We start from the raw sequence: 3056 nt of genomic DNA on the forward strand, positions 1-3056 counted from the left end.
ATTGAATACGATTGCTTGAACCCTACACAATTGACGCCAGCTCTTCAAGTGAAACACATTGAAGGCCTCTACTCTGCTGGTCAAGCGAATGGTACATCTGGCTACGAAGAAGCAGCTGCTCAAGGCCTTATGGCGGGTATCAACGCAGCCTTGTGGCTGGAAGGTAAGGAACCTTTCATCCTTGCACGCTCCGAAGCATACATCGGCGTTCTCATCGATGATCTAGTAACAAAAGGGACCAACGAACCGTACCGCATGATGACGAGCCGCAGCGAATATCGTCTATTGCTTCGTCAAGACAATGCGGATATGCGCCTTACTGAAAAAGGTCGTGAAATCGGTCTTGTGAAAGATGACCGCTGGGCTAAATTTACGGCTAAGAAAGCGGCTATCGAAGAAGGCATGGAATTGTTGCGTAATACACCTGTCAATCCATCTAAGGAAACCCAAGCCTTGCTTGAAAGCTTGGGTACAGCCCCTATCAAAACAGGCATCCACGCCTATGATTTGGTAAAACGTAACGAACTCTCCTACGCTACCGTAGCCGATGTATTCGGGTTGAAACGCTTTACACCTGACGTAGAAGAAGCTATGGATATCGCCATTACCTACGAAGGTTATATCAAAAAGCAAATGGAACAAGTTGAGAAGGTTCGCAAACTGGAAGAAAAAATTCTTCCAAAAGAATGGGATTATACAGAAATTAAGGGCATCTCCCTTGAAGCGCAACAAAAACTCAACAAAATTCGCCCACACTCCATCGGCCAAGCCAGTCGTATCTCTGGCGTATCCCCGGCGGACGTGTCTGTTCTGTTGATTCAACTAGAACAATATAATAGAAGCAAATAAATATGTGATTACATAGAAAAAAGCTAGCTAATCGTTTGATTAACTAGCTTTTTTGTATTGGTTTAGGTTGTATTAGCTTAATGGTTTAGACCAATCTTCTACATTTAAATGATTAACTCTTTTGAATTCTTTTGTATTGTTAGTTACAATAGTTAGACCTTTCGATTTAGCATGGCTAGCTATGAGTAAATCCATAGGACCAATAATTTTTCCTTGTGATTGTAAATCAGCTTTTATTTTTCCGTATTCTTCAGCAGCATGACTGTCGAAATCGACAATTTCTATAGGCGATAATAAAAGCGTTAGTGCTAGCCTATTCTTATCTTTGGCTTGGCTTTTTTCAACACCATGCATTAATTCGGCATATGTAATTGATGAAATGCATATGTCTGATGGGTGATGTTTTAAAATTTTTTGTAGTACAACTTCTGGCTCTTGTTTGATAGCATAAATACAAATATTCGTATCTAACATATACTTCATAAAGTTTCACGCTCCTGATGATCGATTTCTTCCCGTCCGTTACACATAAAATCATCTGTAAATAATGATAAGCCTGCTACAAAACCTGCCCACTCATCATCTTTTGGCATTAGTAAGACTATATTGCCTACTTTGTTGATGATTACTTCATCACCATTAAACCGATACTCTTTTGGTAATCGTACAGCCTGGCTACGGCCATTTTCAAATAGCTTTGCTGTGGTCATACACATCACCTCCTTGTTAATAAAAGTATATACCTTGATATATATTTTTACAAGTGTTAGTTTTATATAGATAACAAATAAATTTTTGCATAAATATATGAATATTTATAACTATAATATATGTAAAAGTAAAATTATGTATATTCTAGATGTACATAAGATGTACACACAGAAAAGACAAATTGTATGATAAAATGAAGAGAATTTCATATAGGAGATAAAAATTGGAGTATAGTATTTGGTAAGTGTTAAAATATGAAGAATTATATTTGATGGTTAGATTTAGATGATTGTATAGAATTAGAAATGAATAGGTTGAAAAGATGGAGCGTTTTCTCAATGAAATATTGTAATTGATAATAATTGAAATTCAGATATACATCTTATTTTGTATTATCAAAAACATTAAGTTAATTGAGAATATTGCTTATAGGATCATATTGATATAACTCTTTTACGAGTATCCCCTATTTTTATAGGTTTATCTATGTTATAAATGAGAATATATTGAGAATATGGTATAATAGATACAAATATGACTCTCATATTTCGCTTGTATGGATGTTTTACTATATTTTGTATATAAGTTATCATAAAATCACTTAAATAGCCCGTACAGCGCAAATAAATGGATTTTAGCCTAAATTAAATACATATAGTTAGGAGCACCTATGAAAGAAAAATATGATGTGCCTATCGCTAGTGAATCTGAGTTTGTTGAATATATGCTTTCACAAATGGCAGCATTTGGATTGCCGTGCACAGAACAGCAAGCAAAGGATTTCTACGTGTACTATGCACGCATGATTGAAACAAATAAATATCTCAACCTGACGGGCATTACGGACATGAAGGAAGTCGTGGTTAAGCACATGATTGATTCCCTATCCTGTTATGATCCGTCGATAATCAAATCTGGTTCTTCTATTATTGACGTCGGAACCGGTGCAGGATTCCCTGGCATCCCGTTGGCCATTTATGATAGAACCTTACACGTAACCTTGTTTGATTCCCTCAAGAAACGACTCACTTTCCTTGAGTCTGTTATCGACGAATTGCAATTGACGAACTGCAAGACCTTGCATGGACGCGCTGAGGATTTGAGTCATCAGGACTATCGTGAAAGCTTTGATATCGCCACGAGCCGTGCCGTTGCAAGATTACCAATCTTATTAGAATGGACCGTGCCCTACGTTAAACAAGGCGGCTATATTATTGCTTTAAAAGGCGCCATCTACGAAGAAGAAATCGGCGAATCAGATAAAGCCCTTAGCATACTTAAAGCATCCATTGAAAACGTAAAAACCGTGACCTTACCGACACTGGACGATAAACGAGCCATCGTGTACATTAAAAAAACAGGAAAAACACCTAGCAAATATCCGAGAAAACCCAAAGAGATAAAAGATAAACCTCTATAAAAATAGACCATCCCAAAAAACGATACGCTACTGCGCTTCGCGGAGCCCGAAATCGTTTTTGGAATGGTCTATTTTT

The 3056-nt window shown here is 37.1% G+C and carries 4 protein-coding genes; 2 read left to right on the top strand and 2 right to left on the bottom strand.

From position 1 onward, the window contains the following. On the top strand, positions 1-849 hold an 849-nt coding region (locus RYP29_RS08690; RefSeq protein WP_311533149.1), incomplete at its 5' end, for an FAD-dependent oxidoreductase. 72 nt (positions 850-921) lie between these two features. On the opposite strand, the gene RYP29_RS08695 is transcribed toward RYP29_RS08690, so the two are convergent. Both RYP29_RS08695 and RYP29_RS08700 read right to left on the bottom strand, forming a co-directional pair. Further along, positions 922-1332, bottom strand: a complete 411-nt coding sequence (locus RYP29_RS08695) for a type II toxin-antitoxin system VapC family toxin (protein ID WP_059364521.1) — start codon at positions 1330-1332, stop codon at positions 922-924. Then, complete coding sequence (locus tag RYP29_RS08700; RefSeq protein WP_137661085.1) at positions 1329-1559, bottom strand: antitoxin; 231 nt, start codon at positions 1557-1559, stop codon at positions 1329-1331. The genes RYP29_RS08695 and RYP29_RS08700 overlap by 4 nt, the downstream gene beginning before the upstream one ends. Before the next feature lie 671 nt (positions 1560-2230). Between RYP29_RS08700 and rsmG the strand changes: the two genes are divergently transcribed. After that, positions 2231-2980 (top strand): 16S rRNA (guanine(527)-N(7))-methyltransferase RsmG, encoded by a 750-nt coding sequence (rsmG, locus tag RYP29_RS08705; RefSeq protein ID WP_311533155.1) that lies wholly within the window; start codon positions 2231-2233, stop codon positions 2978-2980. The last annotated feature ends 76 nt before the right edge of the window (positions 2981-3056 follow it).

The organism is uncultured Veillonella sp. (genome assembly GCF_963534045.1).
GTDB lineage: Bacteria > Bacillota > Negativicutes > Veillonellales > Veillonellaceae > Veillonella.